The organism is Paenibacillus sp. P4_A7, assembly GCF_056402455.1.
Map to the genome: position 1 here is coordinate 1 of NZ_JBFUHJ010000040.1, position 23,044 is coordinate 23,044.

A 23,044-nucleotide genomic window follows, 5' to 3' on the forward strand; every position below is an offset into this window, starting at 1 on the left:
GGTATGGGGACTAACATTACAGCATCTGTTCCTTTCCCAGCTGATCTTCCGACAGAAAACGAACGTAAAGCTGCAGAAGCGGCACTAGAATATATGGACTTGAAACCAGGTACTCCGATGAATGAGATTGCTATCGATTATGTATTTATCGGTTCTTGTACAAACGGTCGTATTGAAGATCTACGAGCAGCAGCAGAAATTGCTAGAGGCTACACAGTTAGCGATAGAGTAACGGCAATTGTTGTTCCAGGCTCTGGTCGTGTAAAAATTCAAGCTGAAGAAGAGGGATTGGATAAAATCTTCTCCGAAGCAGGCTTTGAATGGCGTGATGCAGGCTGCTCGATGTGTCTAGCAATGAACCCTGACGTATTGAAGCCAGGCGAGCGCTGCGCATCGACATCCAACCGTAACTTTGAGGGTCGTCAAGGCCGCGGCGGACGGACTCATCTTGTTTCTCCAGCAATGGCTGCAGCAGCAGCTATTATGGGTCGCTTCACAGATGTACGTGATTGGGAAGTTAAATCAGAAGTGTTGAACTAATTGCACGTGAGAGAGGGGTATAACTGATATGGAACCGTTTAAACAACTGACAGGCATCGTCGCCCCGGTCGACCGGGTCAACGTCGACACAGACGCTATTATTCCTAAACAATTTTTGAAACGCATTGAGCGCAGCGGCTTCGGTCAATTTCTTTTCTTCGAATGGCGTTTTCATGAAAATGGTGATGTAAACGTAGAATTCGAGCCGAACAAACCACGTTATGAGGGAGCTTCTGTACTAGTATCCCGCGCTAACTTCGGATGCGGATCTTCACGTGAGCATGCTCCGTGGGCGATTCTTGACTACGGGTACAAAGTTATTATTGCTCCGTCTTATGCGGATATTTTCTACAATAACTGTTTCAAAAACGGAATTTTGCCAATTAAACTTAGCGAAGAGCTAGTTGAAGAGATCTTCCAACGTACGGCAAAGCATAATGGCTACAAGCTGAATGTTGATTTGGAAAACAATCTGCTCACAGATGAGCATGGTCTTAGCATTAATTTCGAGCTTGACGAACATCGCCGTCAGTTTTTGCTGCAAGGGCTTGATGATATCGGCTTGACACTGCATCATGAAGAGAAGATTACAGCTTATGAGCAAAAGCACGCTGCTCGTCTTGGCTAATAAAACGTAAGGAAGAGGGCTGTTCCGCCGATAAGGTGGAATAGTCCTCTTTTTTCCTAAAATTATAAGAATTTATAAGTTTCACACCTATAACATGCTTATAATTCATCGCGAAACTTTGCTTTTCCGCCAAAGACGGCGAAAGCAGTTTACGCTTGAAATATAGGAAAGTATATCATTTTTCCATACTTTCTCTATATTTCTCCGGAATGAAACGCGCCACCGCCATAAGGACGGCGATAGCCGTTTCACCTTGAAACGCAACTTTTTCTGACAAGCTGCGTCTATATTTGCAGTCTGTAAAGTCGAATGTGCTCATTCGATGCGGGCAATATCAGTCATCGAGGTGGGAAATGAAGAAATTTGTATCCATTATGTTGTTAATGTCGGTTTTTTTCACGATGTTTGCATCAGTAGGACAAGCTGCAGCAGCCGTCGTCCCTAAACTTTTTTTGAATGGACAATTGTTGAGTTCTAGCGTTAATCCGCAAATCACCAATAAGCGAGTTATTGTTCCGGTGCGGGTTATTTCAGAAAGCTTAGGGTTTGAAGTCAAGTGGGACGATGTTAACAGAACGGTTACAATCAATAGTGGCCTTGATGTAATCAAGCTGAAAATTAATAACAGTGTTGCTGTTGTAAATGGCAAACCTATTCAGATGGATGCCCCTGCTACGATTCTAAAGGGAACGGGTACTACTATAGTTCCTATCCGTTTTGTAGGCGAGCAATTTGGTTTGAAGTTTGAATGGAAGGATGTTGAGAAGGAAGTACATATGTACCAAGAGCCTACAGATCCAGTAATACCACCGGATCCAGCTGTACCAACGCCGCCAGCAGGTGTGATCACTGCAGTAGGGTATGACGGTGTAAACACGATATCCATTAATTACGATGGTGTTGTTAAATCTAGCAAACCGTTCTACCTGGACACGCGCATTGTCTTCGATTTTACGGAAACGGGTTTTTCGTCTGACCTGTCAGCGTTGTTCATAGATGGGCAGGTAAGTACAACGGTAACAGAGAATACTTATTTAGAGCGCTATCGTTATTCTTTATTTAAGGACGCACCTCCAACAGCACGGCTCGTCTTAGAAGCAGCTAAGGATACCGGTTATGTCATTACGGAGAGCGAGGGTCTAATTCAGATAAAATTGATGCCGATAAATGAGGTTCCAATTGATCCTAATTTGCCAGTAGACCCTGAAGTGCCAAACCCAATAGATCCGGTTATTCCGCCTGTTAGCGATAAAGTATTTAATATCGTGATTGATGCAGGACACGGAGGATCAGATCCTGGCGCTAAAAGTATATTGAATAAATGGGAGAAAGAATTTACGTTGAGCATTGTTTTAAAGATGAAGGCTTTACTTGAAAAGGAGCCTAAAATAAAAGCTCATTTTACGAGAACTGGGGATACCTATCCATCCTTAGGGGATCGCGTTGCTTTTACAGAAAAACTCAAGGCAGATTTATTTGTTTCTATTCATGGAAATAGTGCTGCCAGCTCAGTAACAGGTGCTGAAACCTATTATTATCGTGAAAACAGCAAAGCGTTTGCACAAGTCATGCATAAACGGTTGATCGCTGCTACTGGAATTAAAGACCGTGGCGTGAAAACAGCAGCGTATAAAGTAATTAAAGAAACGACAATGCCAGCTGTGCTTTTAGAAGCAGGATTTCTTACCAATACGTCAGATGCAAAAATGCTCTATGATGATGCCTCTCAAAATCGTATTGCCGCAGAGCTTGTTGCAGGAATTAAAGAATACTTAAAAGTGAATTAGAAAGCAGGTGTTCAGAGTAATGAAAAACTTCAACGCACGAGGGCTTCTTGCTGTCATTATTTTATCTGCAGCGCTTGCTGGGTGTGGTGCTCAGGATAAGCCACGTGAACAACCGGGAAACGTCATCGAACAACCAACTCCTCCGGCAGATGAAAGTAAAGAAATTAAAGTGGAGCGTGAAGTCGCTATTTATGCAGCGGATACTGAACTGACAAAATCCGTTGAGCGAAAAGTGAAGCTATTATTTTTAGAAGATGAACCGGAATTGGAAATTGTTAAAACTACATTGAATGAGCTGCAAAAGGATGGAATTGAAAACGAAGTCTCGTTATGGAAAGCCATTCCAATCAATTCAGTTAAACTGGAAAACGGCCTTGTTACAATCGATATTCATTTACCGGACGAAGCTCGTTTGGGTGCACCAGGTGAATCACTTGTTATTGAAACGATGAAGCAAACTCTTTTTCAATTTGACTTTGTCCAATCTATTGAGCTTTTGGTAGACGGTGCTGCCGTTGAAACTTTAATGGGACATGTGGAGCTTGAGCATCCTTATACGAAAGAATAACCGTAAAAGCTAGAATGATAGTTTGCGAGATGATACTTTAGGAGGAATAGGACGTATGCCTTTTTATTTAACAAAAAATAAATTAATAATCGGTGCATTGGCGTTATCGTTAATTACAGGGAGTGGCGTTGTGGCTCCAACTATTTCTAGTGCAGCTACAACAGCACTGTCAACGCCTTTTACGGATATAAATAAAGGTCATTGGGCTGAGAAACATGTCGCTAAGCTTGCTCTCCAAGGAATTATAACAGGTTATCCAAAAGGAGATTCCTTCGTATTTCTTCCTACGCAAAGCGTAACGCAGGAAGAAGCAGTGCTTATGGCGCTGCGATTTGCTGGTTTAGAGAAGAAAGCGGATCTGAATGCAATTATCGGGTTTCCGGAATCTTTTGTTGTTAGTAATTTTTTCAAGCCCTATGTTAAACTCGCTTTCTCAGAAGGCTTGTTGGATCAAACGGAGGAGTACGCTTTAGCAGCCAAAGATCCAAGCAAAGCATGGGGGAAACGTCCGGCTTCTCGTGAATGGGTAACGAAGCTCATGATCCTTGCAATTGGCAAAGAAGCAGATGCGGATCGATTACAGGATTCTATCTCTACTTTTGATGATGCGAATGAGATTGACCCTTTGTACAATGGCTATGTTAATGCAGCATCCGAATTGGAGCTTGTCAAAGGTGTGACGGATGTAAAGTTTGCTCCTAAAGCAAATGTGAACCGGGCTCAGCTTGCCACTTTATTCAGCCGTGCAGAGGCACTGTTCCCAGTTATGTATGAAGGGCAGTCTAGCGGAGTTGTTTCAAAGATTACGGATAACGCTATTACCGTTTATAGCGATAAGAAAGAAACGACATATTCAATTGATTCGTCAACATTATTTTATCATTATAAAACAGAGGTTCCGATCACACTCGATCAGCTTTATAAATACGGTGATGTAACAGTTATTTCAAAAGAAGGCAGAGCATTGTACGTGGAAATAATGAGCGAAAATCGTGAGAGTGAGTATACGAAGACGATTACTGGTAAGCTGGGCCGTGTAGTGCCTGAAGATAAGAAGCTTTATGTATGGGTTGGCAATGATCCAGTTGTTGTTTATTATGATGACTCCGTTGTTGTCGTCGATGAAGCTGGTAATCCACTTCTTCTAAGTGCTCTTAAAGCGGACAGTCAAGTTAGTGTCGTGCAGGATACGTTCAGAGAGTCACCTCATGCTATTAAAATAGTGGGCGCGGTTGAAGCACCAGTAACCTCAGTTAAGGGCAGCTTCTACAATGCAGATAAAAAAACGATTACAATCAGCGATGGCACTGCATTAATATCGAAATTTTTTGCTAATGACGTAACAGTTGAGATTGAAGGCATGAAAGTGGCAACGATTTCGGATCTTCTTAAAGACGCGGATCAGGTTGAATTAACGCTGAACGCAACGGATCAAGTGACTAAGGTTAAAGTTACAAATCGTAATGTGAAGCAAATAGCAGGAGCTCAAATCGTTACATATTCCAACGATAAAAAGCTGCTTACTATTGTTGATGATAGCGGCGCAGCACCTCAAGCCTTGTTCTTTAATGACAGAACTAAGATTGAATATGGAGGCAGTGTCATTCCTCTTTCTTCAGCCTTAAGCTTCTTAACAACTGATCGGAAAGTAATCATTTCTTATACAGGGAACACAATCGTTTCACTGGAGTTTTTAACTAAATATACAGGTACATTAGTTTCAATTAATACGTATGGCAATCTAATCACTGTCAAGCTAAATGGCGGGACTAATATTTCTTTGCCGTATAATACGGCTTACGTTGATATTGCTGGGGCAACAACTTCATCTGTTAGCGATTTGAAAACAGGTGATATGCTGACGTTACAATTGAACGACAAGCAAGATAAAGTAGCCACCATAAGCCTTCATAAAAATGCCCAGTATGAGGTCGTATCGTTTGATACGGCAACCAGTAAGCTTCGTCTGAAAAACTCTACAACTCCGGCATTTGATTTATCGGTGTCAGGTGCAGAGCTTTTAAGTATATTAGGTACTAAATTAACACTTAATCAATTTACACCTGGAACGATGGTTAATGCTTCCTATGTCGGTAAACAAGCAACTAACGTTCAAGTTGTAGCGGTAACTTACGGGAAGGTTCTAACCGTTGCAGAGAATAGCGTCACAATAAAGGATTTGTCTGGAAAAACGGTTACGTACTCAGGCGGCCAAGGCTTTGATATTATTAAAGGTTCAGCACAAAGCTCGACTACAAATCTCCTTACAGTCGGGGATTATGTTGAGGTGCTGCAATCAGGTACAAACAAGACGACCATTTCAATTGCTATACCTGAAACTCGGGTATTTTCCGGCTATTACTCGAAAGACAGTCAAATACAAACCGTGCAAACGTCAGGTACGGATAACCGTTATTTTTTCACGGTGACAGCCGATACCAAATATACGTATAAAGGAAATCCGATCGTGGTGACTCAGTTAAAATCAGGTGACAATATTATCATTTATGGCTTTAAGAACAAAGCAATTGAAATCGTAAAGCTGTAAAGTTGGAGCCAGATATCTATATTTTGTGAAAAAACTGCCCTTTTGGGCAGTTTTTTTTTGGAATGTGCTTGATAACGGTTGCGAAGCGTGACAAATTTCGCTACACTTTGAACGATAGTGTTTGATTAGGGGAGAGGACGATGATTGCGAAACAGAAAATGCGTCAGGTACTGGACACTATGGCTGACATGTTTCCAGATGCGCATTGCGAGCTGAACCACAGTAATCCGTTCGAGCTTACGATAGCAGTATTGTTGTCTGCGCAATGTACGGATGAAACGGTTAATAAGGTGACGGCTTCGTTATTTGAAAAATATAAACGACCGGAGCATTATTTAGAGGTTCCACTCGAAGAGCTTGAACAGGATATTCGCCGCATTGGATTGTTCCGAAGCAAAGCGTCTAATATTCAAAAGCTATGCCGCATAGTCATTGATAAATATGACGGAGAAGTGCCTGCGAGTCACGAGGGGTTAACTGAATTGCCTGGCGTAGGCCGAAAAACAGCGAATGTGGTGATGTCCAATGCATTCGGCGTTCCGGCAATCGCGGTTGATACACATGTTGATCGTGTATCCAAGCGGTTAGGCTTCGCAAAGCCTGACGATACTGTGCTTGAGGTTGAGAAGAAGCTAATGAAGCTTGTTCCACGTGAGGAATGGACTTTAACACACCATAGACTCATATTTTTCGGTCGCTACCATTGTAAGGCACAAAGCCCGCAGTGTCCCATTTGTCCGCTGCTTGATTTGTGCAAAGAAGGAAAAGAACGTATGAAGACAGGCAATAAAACAAAAAATAAGAGTACAAAGAAGAAAATAGCCAATAAAGGATGATGAACATGAACTGTATTTCCGTGTATACAAACAATTTTGAACTTTTTTCCGATATCTATGAGCAAGTGCTTGAGTCACCACCACAAGAGAATGAGGATATAGTAGTGGATGGTATTACAGTTAGTGGATCCGGTGAAGTGCCTGATCAATACATCGAGCGTATGCGTGTTAAACCAGAGGTAGTTGTTATGAGAGATAAAGAACGTAAAATCATGATTTTGCAGCATGGCAATGTTTTTGAAATTTGCTTGCCTGCAGATGAAGAGGAAGCCGTTTAAGGAGAAGCAAGATGACAGAATTGACAGTGCAAAGCATAGCAGGGGCTATATTCGACGCAGCTGGCGCAATGTCGGCTGCTGGAGATCATAAACATGCAAAGCAAGCACAGGAGCTAGACAGTAAGCTGACCGAAGGTCGGCTTACTGTTGCTTTTTGTGGACATTTTTCTGCTGGAAAATCAACATTGATAAATCGGCTATGCGGTGCAAAGCTGCTTCCTTCGAGTCCGATTCCAACAAGCGCTAACGTTGTTTCAATTCGCGGAGGCGATAGAGCTTATGCGGCAGTTGAAACGATCAAAAATGGAGTCGTCTCTCATGCTGAAGTACCTATTGACGAGTTAGATCGTTATTGTGTAGATGGCGAACAATTCACGTCTGTTTCTATCGTGTATCCAAGCGAGGTTCTTGGCAATCATACCGTGCTGTTAGATACGCCAGGCATTGATTCAACAGATGATGCGCATCGTATGGCTACAGAATCGGCACTTCATCTTGCTGATGTTGTGTTTTATGTAATGGACTATAATCATGTCCAATCCGAAATCAACTTCTCATTTGCGAAGCAGTTGAAGGATTGGGGTAAGCCCTTATACTTTATCGTTAATCAAATTGATAAACATCGTGACCGCGAGTTATCTTTTGCAAGCTATCGTCAAAGCGTGGAAGATGCGTTTCATGCGTGGCACTTAGAGCCTGCAGGGATCGTTTATTTGTCTTTACGGGAGCCTGAGCATCCTCATCAGGAATGGGAGCAACTGCTTGAGCTGCTGGATAAGCTTCAGCAGCTTCGTAAACCTCTCTGCGCATACAGTGTAGATGCTTCACTGCGCCATTTGGTTTCAGGACATTTGAAGTGGGCCGAGCAGCAGGATGAGCCTGAACGTGATCGATTACTGGATGAAGCCGGTGGTGAAGAGGCGGCTGCTCTAGTAACGGATGAAATGAATCGTTTGGCATCACATATTAGAAAGCTAGAAGAAGATACTGAGGTTTATCGGGGTGAACTGCGCAAGGAGCTTCAATCTTTACTCGATAACGCGAATATAACGCCAGCCGGATTACGTGACTTAGCGCAATCGTTTCTCGAGAGTCGCAAGGCTGGTTTTAAAGCAGGGCTGCTATTTGCAGGTGCGAAGACAGCTGCCGAACAAGATCGCCGCTTAAACGCGTTCCGCGAGGAGCTGAACAGCTTAATCAGCGCTTCTATTGATTGGCATGTGAAGCATCTGCTGCGCAGCGCAGCAGAGCGTATCGGCTATGACAGCGAGGAGCTGGAAGCACAGCTCGCACAGCAGTTGACGTGGTTGCCGGAGCCTGCATGGCTCGTAGAACGTGTGAAAACTGGAGCCGTCATCGGAAATGAATATACGATGACGTACAGCCGCGACCTAGCCGCGGATGTGAAGGGTGAATATCGCAAGCGAGCGCTTGAGCTGATCGATGCGCTGGCGGCGCATGCAGCTGCGGCCAGCGCAGCAGCCGCAGTGGAAGCACAGGCACAGCTGGCGGCGCTTCGCGCGCAGGCTGGCGCACTTGGTGCGCTTGCCGCGCAAGCGGAGCGCGCGGCTGCGCATGCGGCGCAGCTAGCGGCGGCGCTGCCGGAGGCACCGGCAAGGCCGGCTTTGCCAGCGCCGAGCGCAGCTGGCGGGGCTGCGGCCCTTGCAGCGGCGGCTGCGGCGGCAGGAGCCGCTGAGGCTGGCGCAGCCAGCGCACTTGTTGGTGCGGCGGCAGATGCCGCACCGAGCGAAGCGGGCGCGGCTGCGCAGCATGCTGGCCGCGCTGGCGCTACGCGCGCCGAGCGCAGCAAGCTCGCTGGCGGAGCAGCGCTCGCGCAGCAGCACAGCGCGGCAGCGCGCTTAGCCAGCGCTGCGGAGCTGCTGGCTCCGCACGCGGCTCTGGCCGCTGCTGCGCAAGCGATGCGCGACAAGGCAAAGCGGCTGCAGGACAGCCGATTCACCATCGCGTTGTTCGGCGCCTTCAGCGCCGGCAAATCATCGCTCGCGAACGCGCTGATCGGAGAGCCGGTATTACCCGTCTCCCCGAATCCGACTACCGCGGCGATCAACCGCCTCGTGCCCCCTACGGCGGAGCACGGTCATGGCACAGCGCGCATCGTCATGAAATCACGCGCCGACATCTTGGATGACCTGCGCTATTCCTTAGCGCTGCTCGGAGAGAACGCCTCGTCCGATCACTTGCCGGACGCGACAGCGCTTATGCGGGCGATTGACCGTCTTACGCCGGATTCAATTGGCGCTGGCGGCCGCCCGCACTTCAGCTTCCTGCGCGCAGCTCGCGCAGGCTGGGCAGAGCATGAGTCGCTGCTTGGCCAGCACCTATCCGTTGATCAGGCCGAATATGAGCGTTACGTAGCAGAAGAGTCACGTTCATGCTTCGTGAGCGAGATCGACCTGCATTACGATTGCGACTTAACGGCACAGGGCATTGTGCTGGTAGATACACCAGGCGCAGATTCCGTAAATGCTAGACATACAGGAGTAGCCTTTAACTATATTAAAAACGCCGATGCGGTATTGTTTGTAACCTATTACAACCATGCCTTTTCACAGGCTGATAGACAGTTTCTCATGCAGCTTGGCCGTGTGAAGGATCAGTTTGAGCTGGATAAAATGTTTTTCCTCGTTAACGCCGCCGATTTAGCGGCCGATCAAGAGGAGCTGGAAGGTGTACTCAATCATGTTGAAACCAATTTGCTGCAACACGCGATTCGTAAACCTCGTCTATTCCCTATCTCCAGCTTGCAGGCTCTTGACGGTAAGCTGACAGGCGATGCGGAGCTGAAGAAACGTTCAGGCATTGATGCATTTGAGCAATCCTTCCTATCCTTTATTCAGAATGATCTTGGCAGGCTAGCAATAGATGCTGCTGAGCAGGATCTACAGCGTGCAGCTTCTACAGTAGCTGGATGGCTGAAAAGCGCTGAGGGAGACGCCGCTTCGAAAGAGGCGGAGCTAAGAGCGCTGCTGCTGGCTTCTAATGAGGGTCGTAAAGATATTGAAGAGTTTAAGTCTAGCGCCTTTACGGAGCAACTGAAGCAAGAACTAAGCGAACTGCTTTATTATGTTGTTCAACGGATCCAATATCGATTTGGCGAGTTTTATAATTTTGCCTTCAATCCAGCATCTCTGCAGGATGACGGCCGAGATTTGCGCAAAACGATTTGGACCTCTTGGCTGGAGCTGCAACGGCTTGTCCAGCAGGAGCTCCTACAAGAGCTTCTCGCTACGTCACTGCGCATGGAGCGGGGTCTTCATACACAATTGCAAAAGCAGTATAACAGCTGCGCTCAGCGCCTTGAATCTGCAATAGCATCGTATAATGCTGTTCCTTATGCAGCTATCGATTTGCAGACACCGGAAGAGCCAGCAGCATGGGAAGCGGATAACATTGATGCGAAATGGCTCTGGAGCCGCTTCAAATCACCTCGTCAGTTCTTTGAGGGTGAAGGTAAAGGCATACTTCGCAAAGATCTCGACGCTGCTCTCGCACCGTCATTGAACGGCTGGATGACAGACCAGACCAATCTATGGACAGCGATATATGAGCAAATTTGGGATTCAGCGGCTGATCAGGCAGCAGATCGGCTGTTAAACGATATGCTTGCTTACGTGGATGGAAAGAGCAGCTCGCTTACGGGCAACGCAAATTCGGGAGAACTAAAAAAACTTTATAATCAGTTGATTAATCTCTAAATTTTAGTAATTGACGAGCATATAATCGCATTTATAGCTGAATGCTTTTGCAGCGCGCCTAGCGTTCTGTGAAAGCATTTTTTTATTTTGTGTGTTCTTATGCAAAAATGGAGTAATTGGAACATATATGTCACATTTAGCACCAATTAGGAGTAATGATGCTATCTCCTTTCCGTATCGGCTTAATAAGGGAGATTAGTCTCATATATGAATATTTATACAGTTTGCTCCTCTTAACCGATGCTGATAATATTCACTTCATACTTATAAAAAAGATTTGGGGAGATGTTTGTACGTGGACGTGTTAAGGCAATTGAAAGCATTTTATTGGTCGGAACGTAAGCTTCTGTTCTTATCCATATTTTGCTTAATGTGCGCGACAGCGCTCGGAATTGTGTATCCGAATTTGCTTCGGTACCTGATTGATGATGTGATTACACCCAAGAAATTCGAGTTAGTGCCGGCACTGTCTTTCACTGTTGTAGGAATCGTTACGCTTAAAGCCTGTATGCAGTTTTTACATGGATTTTTTGGTGGAAGGCTTGGGAACATTGTTGCATTTAACATGCGTAATACGTTGTACGATAAGCTGCAATCATTGTCATACCAGTACTATGATAAAGCGAAAACAGGAGATTTGATGTCACGTCTGACCGCGGATTTGGAAGCGCTGCGAAACTTTATCGGTTTTGGATTTGCCCAAATTTTAAACATGGTGCTTATGATCGTGTTCGGCGGAGCGATGATGATGTCGATTCATTGGCAGTTGACTTTACTTACGTTAGTCACTATTCCAGTACTAGGCTTTCTAGCGATGCGCTTCGAGCGTAACATTCATCCGGCGTTTCGTGAAATGCGTCAAGCGATGAGTAATTTGACAACTGCCGTTCAAGAAAATATTACAGGCGTGCGTACGGTCAAATCTTTTGCTCGTGAATCGCATGAAGTAACTAAGTTTTCGGTGCGCAGCGATGCTTATCAAAATAATCAAGTCGGTGCTGCGAAAATCTGGGCTAAGTTTTTTCCGGTTATGGAACTTACAGCCAACTTAAGCGCTGTTATTTTACTAGTTGCTGGCGGTATTCTCGTTATTAACGGTTCCTTGCAGTTGGGTGAATTCGTTGCCTTTTTCAGCTTGATTTGGTTTATTATCGGTCCGATGTGGGGCTTAGGCTTTCAAATTAATAACTACACGCAGTTCAAAGCTTCCGGTGAACGGGTGCTCGGTCTTCTTAATGAATATGTGCATGTGAAAAATACAGAGGATGCTGTCGAGGTGAGTGCGAAAACGTCGAAGGGCCATGTCCAATTCGACAAAGTAACGTTTAGCTATCCGGACAGTTCGCCAGCGCTCACTAATATTAATTTGGACGCGCCTGCAGGTTCAGTGATCGGGATGCTGGGTGCTACCGGATCAGGTAAGTCAACGATCATTCAACTGCTTATGCGAGCTTACAATGTAAAGGAAGGCAGCATTAAGTTGGATGGCATTGATATTCGCGATTTGGATGTCCAAAGTCTTCGTAGTCTCATTGCGCCAGTGTTCCAGGAAACCTTCCTGTTCTCGGCTTCCATTCGCGACAATATCGCTTTTGGTGTTCGTGATGTAACGGAAGAACAAATTCATGATGCTGCAAAGCTTTCCAAGGCACATGAATTCATTATGGAACTTCCGCTAGGTTATGACACGATCGTTGGGGAAAGAGGGATGGGCTTGTCTGGCGGCCAGAAGCAGCGGATTGCCATTGCAAGAGCATTGATCAAAAACCCGCGTATTCTTGTTTTGGACGATGCGACAAGCGCAGTAGATATGGAAACGGAGCATGAAATTCAAGCGGGCTTTAAAGAGCTTATGGCTGGCCGCACAACGTTTATTATTGCGCACCGGATCTCTTCCCTGCGGCATGCCGACGAAATTATTGTTTTGGATAAAGGCCTCATTGTACAGCGCGGCACCCATGCTGAGTTAATTCAGCAAAAAGGACCTTACCGAGATACCTATAACATTCAATATGCTGATTACCCGCTTAACGACGCAACAGCAACAGTGCAAGCGGCTGATCGGAAAGGAAGTACCTCATAATGAGTACCAGTGCGAAAGTCAAAGCAAAAGCAAATAATAAAAACGAACGGTTCATATACCAAGACGATGAGATGATTGAAAAGCCATTTAACTGGGGGCAGCTTCGCCGTTTATTCACGTATATGCTGCCATATAAGAAGGAACTCATGCCAGTCATCTTTATGATGATTCTTGGAACGTTAACTCGGCTTGGGAACCCGGCGCTAATTATATTGGCGATTGATGAAGCGATTAATCCTGCAAATGGAGAGACCAGCATACCTAAACTGCTGATCATCGCTGCAATTATGCTCGTATTATATATTATACAGTGGGCGTCCAATGCGTATCGAATCAAGCATACGAATGTTATTGGTCAAAAAGTTATTTACGATTTGCGTAACCACTTGTTCCAGCATATTCAGAAACTTTCTTTCCGGTTCTACGATAAACGGCCGGCAGGCTCTGTGCTCGTGCGTGTTACGAATGACGTAAATGCTTTGCAGGACCTGTTCACAAACGGAGTAGTCAATCTGCTTATGGACTGCGTTCAGTTGTTCGGTATCGTCATTATTTTACTCGTATGGAATTTCAATCTTGGTATCGCCGTTATGATTACTGTACCGCTCATGTTCCTAGTCTCGACGACTTTACGGAAACGTATTCGTTTTGCTTGGCAGGAAGTTCGGATGAAGCAATCCCGAATTAATGCTCACTTAAATGAAAGTATTCAAGGGATGAAGGTTACACAAGCTTATGTGCAAGAAAAAGATAATATGGGCTTTTTCAATCAAATGAATAAGGATAACCTCAAGTCATGGAATAAAGCATCGGCTCTCAATCAAGCATTTGGTCCGGTTATTGAGGTGACTTCAGCGATCGGGACGTTTATATTGTTCTGGTACGGTGCTTATTTGATTCAGAATGAATTTATTACCATCGGTTTGCTCATCGGTTATGCGAACTATATGAGCAACTTCTGGGACCCTATTAACCGTTTGGGACAAATGTATTCCCAACTATTAATTGCTATGGCGTCATCGGAACGGATTTTCGAATTTATCGATGAAGAGCCGACCGTTGGGGAAATAACAACAGCAAAGGCGTTGCCGTCAATTAAAGGCGATGTAAAGTTTGATTCGATCGTTTTTGAATATGAAAAAGGCAGGCCCGCGCTGAAAGGTATTACCATTGATGTGAAAGCCGGTCAATCCATTGCGCTCGTTGGTCATACGGGATCGGGTAAAAGTACGATCATTAATCTGCTTTGCCGGTTTTATGATCCAGTTGAAGGCCGCGTATTGATTGATGGAATCGATATTCGCGATGTTACGATGGAAAGTCTGCGCTCGCAGGTTGGCCTAGTCATGCAGGACACTTTTATTTTCTCGGGATCGATTCGTGACAATATACGTTATGGAAAGCTGGATGCTACAGATGAAGAAGTTGTAAAAGCAGCGCAAGCTGTTTCCGCGCATGAGTACATTATGGGCTTGCCGGATGGTTACAATACACAGGTTGAGGAGCGAGGCAACATCCTCTCTATGGGTCAACGTCAGCTATTATCGTTCGCCCGCGCTTTGCTGGCTGATCCGCAAATTCTGATCTTGGATGAAGCGACAGCGAGTATTGATACGGAAACCGAACTCAAAATTCAAGAAGCGTTAAAAGTATTGCTGGCTGGACGTACGTCATTTATGATCGCACACCGTTTGTCAACGATTCGTCATGCAGATGAAATCATTGTGCTTGACCATGGGGTAATTGTCGAGCAGGGTAGTCATGAATCATTGATTGCTCACAAAGGTGTATATAATGGTCTGATTGAAGCGCAATACCGCTTTTTATAACTGTCTAATTTTTAAAAATAGTTGATTTTTGCTTAGGGAACCTCCACAATGGAAGAAAAAAACGAACCGATTCGATTATTCTCGCCAATCTTGGCATTGAACAACGATACGGCTTGCTTCCAGGAGGTTCTTTTTGTTATGTATGGATCACCATTAACTCATCATGCTCGCAAAATATTACTATTAGGCTCAGGTGAACTTGGTAAAGAGGTTGTGCTTGAAGCTCAAAGATTAGGCGTTGAGACGATAGCAGTCGACCGCTATGAAAACGCGCCTGCCATGCAGGTAGCTCACCGCAGCTATGTTGCTGATATGCTTGACGGTGCAGCTATTCGCCGTATTATCGAGAAGGAACGTCCGGATCTTATCGTGCCGGAAATTGAAGCAATCGCGACAGAAACGCTGCTTGAGCTGGAGCAGGAAGGTCATCAGGTCATTCCTACTGCAAGAGCCGCACGCCTCACAATGGACCGTGAAGGAATTCGTCGATTAGCGGCTGAAACATTAGGCTTGCCCACGGCTCCTTATCGTTTTGCAGATACGCAAGAGGAATTGCAACAAGCTGCAACAGAGCTTGGTTTTCCTTGTGTCATTAAACCGATTATGAGCTCATCCGGCAAAGGCCAAAGTGTTTGTCGGTCCGAAGCGGAGATTGAAGCTTGCTGGAACTACGCTATGGAAGGTGGACGAGCGAAGAAGGCGAGAATTATAGTCGAAGGGTTCGTAACATTCGAGTCAGAAATTACGCTTTTAACGGTTCGTTCCGTATCTGGTACCAGCTACTGTGCGCCGATTGGCCATGTGCAGAAGGACGGAGATTATATCGAATCCTGGCAGCCGCATGATATGACCGAACAGCAAATTGCGCAAGCTGAAGCTATTGCGCTGCAAATCACGGAGGAACTGGGCGGTTACGGTTTATACGGTGTAGAGCTGTTTATTACGAACGAGGGTGTGCTGTTTAGTGAAGTTTCGCCTCGTCCGCATGATACGGGTATGGTTACGATGGCGACGCAGGATTTATCGGAATTTGCGCTTCATGTTCGTGCTATACTAGGTTTTCCGATTCCAACCATACGTCTGCTTACGCCTGGTGCCTCACATACTTTGAAAGCGGACAGAGATCATCAGAACTTTCGCATTGGCGGCATAGAGCAAGCGCTATCTGTGCCTAACACACAGATTCGAGTATTCGGTAAGCCTGAGACGAAAGCGGGTCGTAGGATGGCGGTTGCGCTTAGTTCTGCAGCAAACGTAGAGCAAGCACGTGAAACAGCTCGAATAGCAGCTGAAGCTCTGTATGTTGAATACAATGAGTAAACACTAAATCGACATAAAACGATCTTTATTTCAATCGAGTATAGTTTGGAGGAATAAAAAATGGGTAAAAAACGGAAGCAAGCCGCTGCAGCATCCGCAGCTAAATCCTCTGCGAAGCCTGAGCAGAATAATCCTGTCTTGCTGAATGAGCTATTAAGCGCGGATATTGTAAGTAAACTTAAGGCTAAAGCTGACGAAATGAAGCAAGAGGAAGCGACGCGTAAGGAAGAGCTTCGCAAGCAAGAAGAGGATAAGAAGAAGCAGGAACAAAAGCGATTGGAGAATGACTTTTCCTATCTACTGGATAACAGTGATCCAAGCTGGTCCAAGCATAAGTAAGTCACCCTCAAAAATAGTATGTTTCACATATAATGGGATAAAGTACGGACATCCAAATAATCTTGGATGTCCGTTTTTGTGTAACTTATTTAGTTTTAATTAGTTTCAATTTAGTAAGCAAATAAGGAAATAAGCAAATAAGAAAGTAAACAAGTATGCAAGTAAAGTAAGTGAGTAAGTTCAGTTCAAGTTTGAGTTAGTGTGTATGAGTTCGTTTTATGTTCATGTTTGAGTTAATGTGTTTAAGTTCGTATATAAGTTCGTGTTTGTATTCATGTTTGAGTTAATGTCACGAGTTTGTGTTTATGTTTGAGTTCATGTTTCAGTTAAGCTTGCGTTATGTAGTTAGGCTAATTAGGCTCAATATAAAAATTGGTTTTAGATTGCAAAACCCTATACAGACGGCGCAAGGCATCCTTACCATCATTCTATTTCAACCCATGTAAGAGCTAAGTGGGGATTAGAATGGATATTGTACATTCAAACGACTTAAATTTCCATGTTTAAATGATTTGAATGGATATATACAATCAAATAGGTCGTTAGAAGCACTTTATCTGCTAAACAGCCGATTAGCCTGTATGAAATACAGGCTGGGACAAAAATAACGTATATCAAGTGGATTTGATTGTATAAAACACAGTCAAATACTACAAAAGAAGAAAAGATGAAATAACAGAATAGAAGAGAACAAAGCAAAACAGTAATGAACAGATAGTGCAGTACTGAACAGAATAAAGCAGAACAGATTGAACAGAGCAGAATAGAGAGCAAAGCAGAGAATAGAGCAAAGCAATAAGGAACAGAGAGCAGAACAGAGAACTGATCTGAGTAGAAGAGTACTGTACATTTCTTTGTTTTAGGAGTGGATTAGCTTGTCTCACTTTCTGTCAACGCTGATCTTTAGGATGAGTCTACAATTCATTCATAGTCAATCATATTTATTGAAAGATGTATTTGAGAAAGTGCATTTATGGTTACTGTTGAGGCTTTTGTTTGAGCTCGAAATTCATGCAAGGCTTACCGGATGAGTTAAAGACAGCAAGACTTGGCATTGTATTTGTTTTAAAACCAAATGCTTTGCAACCTTTTGGGGCTTGAGGGTCCCAAGTAACATAATAATATTGGCATTTCATACAATTCACACGTTCATTTCCACTCATAATAATCCCTCTTTATAAAGAATAAATAAAAAAAGGCTAGACCTCGAACACATCATATGATTAAAACACAGTTTACGTCTGCATTCAACCACATTTACCTGCATGCATCTAAAAATCCGCCAGTTCTATTTTTTCTAAACAAAGATTAGCTAACGGACATTAGATCCGTTATTTGTGAATTATTATGCCAAAAGAGGATGCTAACGGACTTGAGGTACGCTATTGTGCTTGGGTGGGTGAATATTCGGCCTTTTTCATGCAAATAACGCAACTGATGTCCGTAATCACCTGAAATAGTCATATTTCTGCAAAAAAGAGGATCCTATGTCCGCATTCAAGGACAACAAGTATGGTCTATTGTTTTGAATCGTATATGGTGTTGTTCCGGGTTCAAATATGTTGTAGTTCAGTATGTATAATCAGCTATTTTAGTGGCCGATACATAAATTCCATCAATCTGCAAAACATGCTAACATCAATTATTTTAGCGGTACGAAGACTGCTGCTAGGTGGGGAGGCATGCTGATGAACAATTCCCGTACATTTTGGAATGGTTTGATGATTGTTTCGATATTCGCGACTGCAGTGTTATTGCTGGGATTCGGCTGGGCGGTTAAAGATATGCTTCTCCCTGATTTGAACCAGATGGATCATACAGAGAAGGCGGAGGATGTGATTAAGCCTGATGTGGGTACGCTGAAGAACGCTTCAGAAATCCAAATTGTTGCATTGGGTGATTCACTTACGAAAGGAACGGGAGATGCTACAGGGGAAGGCTATGTGAAGAAGGTTGCAAAAGGTCTACACACTGAACTGAGCAAGCCCGTGCGAGTATTAAATAATTTGGCTATTAATGGCATGCAAGCAGATGAACTTGCTGATCGTTTGCACAATGACAATGGTTTTAAATACGCGATTAAGCAGGCTAATTTAGTTTTGCTTACAATCGGCGGAAACGATTTGTTTCAATCTGCACGTGCCAAAAATGCTGGAAAGAAGCTTACCGCTTCGACTATATCGAGTATAACGAAGGAGCTTCCAGAGGCATTAGATCGCTTTAAAGAAGTGATAACTGAGCTGAATATCATCAATAAAAATGCCCAAATCGTTTACATTGGGTTATACAATCCTTTTTATGATATTGAAGTGCTCAGAAACGGAAGTCTTGACGTACAGCAATGGAATAAAGAGGCGTATGCCATACTTCACACCTATCCCAACATGATGATGACTCCCACCTTTGATCTGTTTGAGGGGGAAATTACTGACTATTTGTCTCCCGATCATTTTCATCCCAATCAACAGGGCTATGAGCGTATAGCTGCACGGATTTTGGAATCCTTAAAATAGTTTTAATCATGGAATCTTTGAACTAGACTGAATTATCAAATCCTTGAATTAGTTTGGTTTGTTTAAATTAGTTTGAACTGTTTAAGTTAGTTCGGAAGCGAGGAAACTTATATGGAAAATGTTCTTACAGTCAGCCGATTGCACAAGAAGATAAGAGGGAAAACCATCATTCATGAGATCAGCTTTGAAGTAAGAGCAGGCGAAATATTCGGCTTCCTTGGTCCGAATGGCTCAGGCAAAACAACGACGATTCGTATGCTCGTGGATCTCATAAAACCGACGTCAGGTGAGGTTCGGATATGTGGTAATCATGTGCAGAAAGAGCCTGAGAAGGCGCTTCGACATGTTGGTTGTATAGTAGAAAACCCAGAGGTTTATACGTATTTGACGGGATGGGAAAATCTTGAATATTTTGCCCGGATGCTGGAAGGGACAGATACAGCCCGCATTCACGAGGTTGTACGTATCGTAGGGCTTGAAGATCGCATACACGAAAAGGTAAGAACATATTCGCTTGGCATGCGGCAGCGTCTTGGAATCGGACAAGCTTTGCTGGGCAAGCCAAGTCTACTTATACTCGATGAGCCGACAAATGGGCTTGATCCAAAGGGCATTAAGGAGCTAAGGGAGTTTGTAAGACAGCTGGCAGATGAAGGTCTCTGCATTTTCATTTCGAGCCACTTACTTAGTGAAATACAACTGATGTGCGATCGAGTGGCGATTATTAACAGTGGAAGGTTACTTGCAGAGGGAAAGGTAGCCGATTTAATTAAGGATTCAAGTGGATATGTAATATGGGAACTTGACCAGACCATCTTAGGCAGTCAGCTGCTTGCTTCAAATCAAGAAATTGAAATACTTGAACGCAACGCGAACCAATTGGACGAAATCTTATTAGTTGGGAAGCCTGACGTTATAATCACAGTGATGCCTGTGGACCATATTCCTAAAATCGTGAAGCAGCTTGTCGAATTTCAAATCGGTGTTTTATCCGTGCAACAAGTAGCGCCTACACTGGAAGAATTGTTTCTAACGATGACGGAGGGTGAAGCATTTGATTAAAATATTGCCACTCATCCAAAATGAAATGCTAAAAATTTGGAAAAAGAAGCGTTTTTTTGTTATTATTCTCCTATTAGCAGCGCTTATTCCGATATTTTGTTATGCAGAGCTGAAGGTCTATCAGAACAATGCGGTCAAATTTGCAGATTGGCGCAATCAGGTGCTGCAGCAAATAACTGATTTGGAAAATACGCTATCAAGCGATCGCATTCCTGAGGAATGGAAACGAAGCAGGCGCATAGCTGTTCAGCAGCTGCAATATTATTTGGACCATGATGTGAATCCGAATGAACCGAACGGAGTAACCTTTACACGCAGTTTTCTAGACAATGCCGTAACTTTGTTTATTCCTTTGCTTGTACTGGCGCTTGGATCAGATATGGTTTCAGGGGAACGATCATCCGGTACGATTAAGATGCTGCTGACAAGACCAATTAGACGGTGGAAAATATTACTAAGCAAGCTGATTGCGCTTTGCTTATATGTCTCACTGACCATCATGTCTACGGTGCTGCTATGTTATATCATTTCTGGCTTATATTTTGGTTACGAAGGATGGTCCATTCCGGTCTTTACCGGGTTTCGAATTACAGGCGCAACTTTCGACAGCTCGAACGTACATTCGGTTCCGCAATGGTTTTATGTTATAATGCAATCGGGCTTAGCATGGTATGCGGCCATAATTATTGCGCTTCTTGCCTTTATGGTATCCGTTCTTGTTAGAAGTACAGCTGCCAGCATGGTGACGATGATGGCTGTCGTTATTACAGGAACTATATTGTCAGGAATGTCTTCTTCTTGGACAAGCGTTAAGTATTTGTTTGCGGTAAACCTGAAATTGACCAGCTATTTGGACGGATCGCCACCGCCGATTGAAGGAATGTCATTACCTTTTTCCCTTGCTGTACTAGCGGTTTGGGGGACTGGCGCGCTGGTCGTTTCCTTTGGTGTCTTTACGAAACAGGACATCTTGAATTAAAATAGCTTGAAGATAGGGAAACGTGAACACAGATTGGGGGGCGCTCATGTCAGAGCAAATCGATTTTTTAGCAAATTCAGCGGCTACAGACCGAAATTATGAGGCCGATGATATACAAGTACTTGAAGGATTAACTGCAGTACGCAAAAGACCGGGCATGTACATAGGTAGCACAAGCAGCTCAGGTTTGCATCATTTAGTGTGGGAAATTGTCGATAATGCGGTGGATGAGCATTTGGCAAAGTTTTGTACAGCCATCGAAGTTATGCTGCATAAGAACGGAGCCGTAACGGTTCATGATAATGGTCGGGGGATACCTACCGGCATGCATAAGACCGGAATACCAACCCCGCAGGTTGTATTTACAATTTTACATGCTGGCGGTAAATTTGGCGGCGGGGGATACAAGAAATCCGGCGGCTTGCACGGCGTTGGGGCATCTGTAACCAATGCGTTGTCAGAATGGCTGGAAGTGGATATTTACCGCGAAGGTAAAATTCATAGACAACGTTTCGAATATTGGATTGATGAAGCAGGCAAGGAGCATGTAGGTGAGCCTGTGCGCGGACTTGAAATTATCGGTACAACAAACCGTACAGGAACAAAGGTTACTTTTAAGCCGGATGCTCGCGTGTTCCAAAGCGGTACAAATTTAAGCTACGATACGTTGGCAGAGCGGCTTCAGGAAATAGCATTTTTGAATTCCGGGCTTAAAGTGTCAATTAAAGATGATCGCAGCGGCAAGCACGACATATTCCATTATGAGGGCGGAGCGCGTCAATTCGTTCAATTTTTGAATGATGACAAAACCGTACTGCATGACGTAATTCATTTTACTGGCGATCGGGAAGATATTGAGGTTGAAGTCGCATTACAGTACAATGACGGCTACACCGAGACGATTGCCTCTTTCGTTAACTCGATTCCTACACGCGGAGGCGGTACGCACGAGACCGGCTTTAAGACAGCTTACACACGCGTAATGAATGACTATGCACGCAAAGCGGCTATGCTCAAGGAAAAGGATAAAAACCTTGAAGGCAATGATTTGCGTGAAGGCATGATGGTCGTTATTAATATAAAAATGTCTGAGGTTGAATTCGTTGGACAAACGAAGGATCAGCTCGGAAGCGCGTCTGCGCGCAGTACGGTTGATGCGATTGTTACGGAGAAAATGCAAGTGTTTTTGGAGGAGAATCCACAGGTGGCGCAAATGCTCCTGAAGAAATCACTTCAGGCTTCAAAAGCGCGTGAGGCAGCTCGCAAAGCTCGTGAAGAAATTCGCAGCGGCAAGAAGAAGAGTGAGAGTTCTAATCTGAATGGCAAGCTCACGCCAGCTCAGTCAAAGGACACTACCCGCACAGAGCTATTTATTGTGGAAGGTGATTCGGCCGGCGGCTCAGCGAAACAAGGCAGAGATTCTAAATATCAAGCTATTTTACCGCTTAAGGGTAAGCCAATGAATCCTGAGAAGGCCAAGCTTGCCGATATACTGAAAAACGACGAATATAAAGCCATCATCTCAGCAATTGGAGCGGGAGTAGGGCCAGAGTTCGTTGCTGAGGAATGCAATTATAATAAAATTGTCATCATGACCGATGCGGATACAGACGGAGCGCATATTCAGGTACTTCTTTTAACTTTCTTCTATCGTTATATGAAGCCGCTAATAGACTCGGGCAGAGTCTTTATTGCTCAACCGCCATTGTACAAAATTTCTCGAAAGTCCGGTAAGCTGGAAACGTTCCGTTACGCTTTTACGGATGAGCAGCTTCAAAACTATTTGAAGGAATTCGGTAAAAACTATGAGCTTCAACGTTATAAAGGACTGGGTGAGATGAATCCCGAACAGCTTTGGGAGACAACTATGAATCCAGAAACACGAATTTTTTTACAGGTTCAAATCGAGGATGCAGCGAAAGCTGAACGCAGAGTATCGACGCTCATGGGAGATAAGGTCGATCCGCGTAAACGGTGGATTGTCGAGAATGTCGACTTTATGGAATATGAGGAATAGG

The 23,044-nt window shown here is 44.2% G+C and carries 16 protein-coding genes; all 16 read left to right on the plus strand.

Annotation, left to right across the window (positions count from 1 at the left end):
- Window positions 1–540, plus strand: a 540-nt coding sequence (locus AC1DWN_RS08640; protein WP_477558494.1) for an aconitase family protein, incomplete at its 5' end; no start/stop codon positions are given.
- 28 nt (window positions 541–568) lie between these two features.
- Window positions 569–1,168, plus strand: coding sequence for a 3-isopropylmalate dehydratase small subunit (gene leuD, locus AC1DWN_RS08645; protein ID WP_477558495.1), 600 nt, complete (start codon window positions 569–571; stop codon window positions 1,166–1,168).
- A gap of 353 nt (window positions 1,169–1,521) precedes the next feature.
- Window positions 1,522–2,955, plus strand: a complete 1,434-nt coding sequence (locus AC1DWN_RS08650; protein WP_477558496.1) for an N-acetylmuramoyl-L-alanine amidase — start codon at window positions 1,522–1,524, stop codon at window positions 2,953–2,955.
- 19 nt (window positions 2,956–2,974) lie between these two features.
- A complete protein-coding gene (locus AC1DWN_RS08655) occupies window positions 2,975–3,523 on the plus strand; it encodes a GerMN domain-containing protein (RefSeq protein WP_477558497.1) in 549 nt (182 codons plus the stop codon).
- Between the two features lie 55 nt (window positions 3,524–3,578).
- Window positions 3,579–6,071, plus strand: a complete 2,493-nt coding sequence (locus AC1DWN_RS08660; RefSeq protein WP_477558498.1) for an S-layer homology domain-containing protein — start codon at window positions 3,579–3,581, stop codon at window positions 6,069–6,071.
- Between the two features lie 140 nt (window positions 6,072–6,211).
- Window positions 6,212–6,907: an endonuclease III gene (nth, locus tag AC1DWN_RS08665; protein WP_477558499.1), complete on the plus strand. Its 696-nt coding sequence runs from the start codon at window positions 6,212–6,214 to the stop codon at window positions 6,905–6,907.
- 5 nt (window positions 6,908–6,912) lie between these two features.
- Window positions 6,913–7,185: an NAD/NADP transhydrogenase alpha subunit gene (locus tag AC1DWN_RS08670; protein WP_477558500.1), complete on the plus strand. Its 273-nt coding sequence runs from the start codon at window positions 6,913–6,915 to the stop codon at window positions 7,183–7,185.
- 11 nt (window positions 7,186–7,196) lie between these two features.
- Entirely contained in the window at window positions 7,197–10,901 is a 3,705-nt protein-coding gene (locus tag AC1DWN_RS08675; protein WP_477558501.1) for a dynamin family protein, read from the plus strand.
- 295 nt (window positions 10,902–11,196) lie between these two features.
- Complete coding sequence (locus AC1DWN_RS08680; RefSeq protein ID WP_477558502.1) at window positions 11,197–12,984, plus strand: ABC transporter ATP-binding protein; 1,788 nt, start codon at window positions 11,197–11,199, stop codon at window positions 12,982–12,984.
- Complete coding sequence (locus tag AC1DWN_RS08685) at window positions 12,984–14,813, plus strand: ABC transporter ATP-binding protein (RefSeq protein WP_477558503.1); 1,830 nt, start codon at window positions 12,984–12,986, stop codon at window positions 14,811–14,813. Before AC1DWN_RS08680 ends, AC1DWN_RS08685 begins: the two co-directional genes overlap by 1 nt.
- 138 nt (window positions 14,814–14,951) lie before the next feature.
- Window positions 14,952–16,133, plus strand: a complete 1,182-nt coding sequence (purT, locus tag AC1DWN_RS08690; protein ID WP_477558516.1) for a formate-dependent phosphoribosylglycinamide formyltransferase — start codon at window positions 14,952–14,954, stop codon at window positions 16,131–16,133.
- Between the two features lie 60 nt (window positions 16,134–16,193).
- Window positions 16,194–16,472, plus strand: a complete 279-nt coding sequence (locus AC1DWN_RS08695; protein WP_477558504.1) for a YqkE family protein — start codon at window positions 16,194–16,196, stop codon at window positions 16,470–16,472.
- A gap of 1,688 nt (window positions 16,473–18,160) precedes the next feature.
- The gene (locus AC1DWN_RS08700; protein ID WP_477558505.1) at window positions 18,161–18,985 is read left to right on the plus strand and encodes a GDSL-type esterase/lipase family protein; all 825 of its coding nucleotides are present in this window, start codon (window positions 18,161–18,163) and stop codon (window positions 18,983–18,985) included.
- 111 nt (window positions 18,986–19,096) lie between these two features.
- Entirely contained in the window at window positions 19,097–20,047 is a 951-nt protein-coding gene (locus AC1DWN_RS08705; protein ID WP_477558506.1) for an ABC transporter ATP-binding protein, read from the plus strand.
- Window positions 20,040–21,026, plus strand: a complete 987-nt coding sequence (locus tag AC1DWN_RS08710) for an ABC transporter permease (protein WP_477558507.1) — start codon at window positions 20,040–20,042, stop codon at window positions 21,024–21,026. The genes AC1DWN_RS08705 and AC1DWN_RS08710 overlap by 8 nt, the downstream gene beginning before the upstream one ends.
- A 46-nt stretch (window positions 21,027–21,072) precedes the next feature.
- Window positions 21,073–23,043, plus strand: a complete 1,971-nt coding sequence (parE, locus tag AC1DWN_RS08715) for a DNA topoisomerase IV subunit B (protein ID WP_477558508.1) — start codon at window positions 21,073–21,075, stop codon at window positions 23,041–23,043.
- Window position 23,044: the final 1 nt, after the last annotated feature.